Annotated in this window: 2 protein-coding genes and 1 pseudogene; all 3 read left to right on the top strand. The window is 50.7% G+C overall.

Annotated features, from left to right (window positions below):
• On the top strand, window positions 1–1,274 hold a 1,274-nt coding region (locus ACESLU_RS13290), incomplete at its 5' end, for a neutral/alkaline non-lysosomal ceramidase N-terminal domain-containing protein (RefSeq protein ID WP_372639115.1).
• 21 nt (window positions 1,275–1,295) lie between these two features.
• Window positions 1,296–2,834, top strand: coding sequence for a hypothetical protein (locus tag ACESLU_RS13285; RefSeq protein ID WP_372639114.1), 1,539 nt, complete (start codon window positions 1,296–1,298; stop codon window positions 2,832–2,834).
• A 59-nt stretch (window positions 2,835–2,893) separates the two neighbouring features.
• Window positions 2,894–3,333, top strand: a pseudogene (locus ACESLU_RS13280) (hypothetical protein); the annotation flags it as partial.

Here is a 3,333-nt window from a genome sequence, read left to right as displayed (position 1 = left end):
ATCATCTATATGCTAAAACCATTGTTATAGAGAAAAATGGAACAGTTACTGCATTTGTTGCATGTGATCTTATTAGTTTACCTCATCAATTAGTTAAAGAAACAAGGAAACTACTGGAAAAACAGATAGGTATTCCCGGATCAAACCTGATAATGTCCGCTACACACGTTCATGCTGGTCCCCAGTTGAACCCCCTTTTTTGGAATGCGGTGGGAGGAACGCCAAAACAAAAGAGCAAAGAATATACCCATAACCTACCCTCAAAAATTATTAAAAGTATACGTTTGGCAAAAAAGGAACTTCAGCCTGCCCGCGTATCTGTAGGAAGCACAAAACAGAATTCTATAAACTTTAATCGGCGATTTCTGATGAAAGACGGAACAGTGGAGACAAATCCGGGTCGTCTGAATCCGGATATTGTTAAACCCACTGGTCCAACCGATCCTGATCTGTCTGTGGTGTATTTTGAATCGATGGATGCTGAGCCTTTGGCTACTTTGGTAAATTTTTCTCTTCATGTGGCTGTAAGAACAGGTAATCAGATCACAGCTGATTTCCCTGGTAGGATCGCCTCAGTGTTAGCAGATGTTAAAGGAAAAGAGATGGTGACTATTTTTACGAACGGAATGTCGGGAAATATCAATCATGTTGATGTTGATCAACATCAACTATTTGGGAGCCGCGAGGAATCAGTTCGAATAGGTACTATTCTGGCCGGGAATGTGCTTGAAATGTATCCTTCTCTTCGAAAAGTTGAATCCAATTCGTTAAAGGTTCATACACAACCAGTCAACCTTCCCATACCTGATATTCAACCTGATAAAGCAGAATGGGCAACAGAAGTGATCAGGCAATTTGGAGATCCGGAACATCCATCATCTTTTAGCGATGTGGTGGAAGCATGGCGAATTCTTGACTTAATAGAATTGGATGAAGGACTTCAGGCCCGTCATGCTGTAACAACTACAGTACCCTTATCTGAAGACGGGCAAGCGTTAATGAGTGAAGTGCAGGCAATTACACTGGGAGATGAGTTGGCTTTAGTAGGGTATCCCGGTGACGCTTTTGTTGAGCTTGGTCTGAGTATTAAAGAACATTCGCCTTTCCCGTTTACTGTTGTGAGTGAGCAATCAGGAAATGGGGTACTTAGCTATGTCCCCAACAAAGAAGCCTTTGCGGAGGGTGATTATGAAGTGAGAAGTGCTCGTATTAAACCGGGCGGGGGCGAAATAATGGTGGAAGCCGTAATCAACATGCTCAATAATTTAAGATAATCTATTAATCTAGTTTATAATATGATGTTACTATTTATTCGCTTCCAAATGAGTTCTTCTGGCCAAATAGGTCCATACACAAATCCAGCAATAGGCTACCTCAAAAAGAGTATCGGGCCCACGTTCTTTTTCCTGTTCATCCTTTTTGCAGGCGGTGCCGATGGACTACACGCGCAGGACCAACAAAAAACTTTCCGGGCCGGGGCCTCCCTGAGCAATATTACCCCGCCATTGGGTGAACCTATTGTAGGAAACTGGAATTCACCCCCCGCGACGTATGTCCATGACCAGCTGTATGCCAAGTCACTGGTGCTCGATGACGGAGATACCCGGCTGGTGTTTGTACTTGTCGATAACGTGGGCGTTAACCGGGAGGTCTTTGACGCCGCCAAAAGCCTGGTTCGTAACGAGACCGGTCTGGAAAAGAAAAATATGCTGATGGCGGCTACCCATACCCACTCATCGATCAGCGCCGGCGGGGAGGGACAGAAACGCCGGGGCTGGCACTATGGCGAGCCTCTCGATGAGTACCAGCGGTTTCTGGCCCGGCGGATTGCGGATGGCGTTCGGATTGCCATGGAAAATTTGCAGCCGGCCGAAATTGCATGGGGATCCGTCGACGCCCCGGAACACGTCTTCAACCGGCGATGGATCATGGAGGAGCCCGTATCAAATCCACTGGGGACCCAAGACAAGGCGCAGATGAACCCGGGGCACCAGAACCCGGCGCTGGTGGAGCCGGCGGGACCCACGGACCCGGAAGTGTCCTTCATTGCGGTGCAGTCCAAAGAGGGGACCCCCATTTCGGTGCTGGGGAATTATTCGCTTCACTATATCGGAGGGGTTCCAGGGGGACACCTTTCGGCGGATTATTTTGCGGTGTTCGGAGATCGCCTGAAGGAACTGCTGCAGGGGGACCGCCAACACCCGCCTTTCGTGGGCATCATGTCCAACGGCACGTCCGGGGATATCAACAATTTGAATTTTGCCGAGGCCCCGGAACGCAAACCTCCCTACGAGCAGATGCAGATGGTGGGCCGTGACGTGGCCCAAAAAGTACATCGCGTATATCAGGGGCTGGAATTCAGGGAGTGGGTGCCGCTTCGGTCCGCCCAGTCGGAATTGACGCTTGATGTCCGCCGGGCGTCCCCGGAGATACAAGCGAATATGGAAAAAATAAGGGACCGGCCTGAGGGGGCGGAACCACTTTATCATCGGCTGGAGAAGGTCTACGCCGGGCGCATAGCACAGCTGGAGGAGTGGCCCGACCAGATTGATATCCAGTTGCAGACCTTTGGGATTGGCGAGCTGGGGATTTCAGCCATTCCGTTTGAAGTATTTGCCGAAATCGGACTGGAAATCAAGGAAGAAAGTCCCTTTACCGATACGTTCACCATTGAACTGGCCAATGGCAGCTACGGCTATCTGCCGACCCCGCCGCAGCACGAGCTGGGGGGCTATGAAACCTGGCTGAGTACAAACCGGGTGGAAAAGGAGGCCTCGAGCAAAATTGTGGCGGAACTGATGAAGTTATTCAACGAGGTTCAAACAAACCAGTAGGAACTGCTGCCGGGAATTACAAGTGATATTATATGAGGAAGAGAAAAAGCCCCCGTGTTATGAGGAAGAAGGTCAGGCGTAAAAAATGGATGGAGACCTGTCCTTCGTGGTGCCGGGATCTGCTGGGGGCCGCGGGCGGGCATTACTTTTTGGGGTTGGGATTCCTGTTTTTCCTGCTGATTGCTGCCGCCGGCTGCCGGGAGGGGGACGTAGAATCCACCGACCTTGAGTTGGAATCGGGATTGCGGTTGGAGACGGTGGCGAAAGAGCCGCTGGTGATCGATCCGGTGGCTTTTGCCTATGATGAGCAGGGCTATCTGTATGTGGTGGAGGATCGCGGGTACCCGGACCCGATGGAAGAAGGCGCCTCGCTGACTAAAGAGGGCCGGATTGCGCGCCTGGAAGACAGCGATGGGGACGGCCGTTACGACCAGCGAACGGAATTTGCCACGGGCCTTACCTATCCGAACGGGATTATGCCCTGGCGCGGGGGGATCTT

Source organism: Fodinibius sp. (genome assembly GCF_041642155.1).
Lineage (GTDB): Bacteria > Bacteroidota > Rhodothermia > Balneolales > Balneolaceae > Fodinibius.
This window is presented reverse-complemented; position numbering and strand designations above follow the sequence as displayed.

Coding starts and splice junctions, on each gene's coding strand:
- ACESLU_RS13285 (WP_372639114.1), top strand. CDS start 1,296: ATGATGTTACTATTTATTCGCTTCCAAATGAGTTCTTCTGGCCAAATA.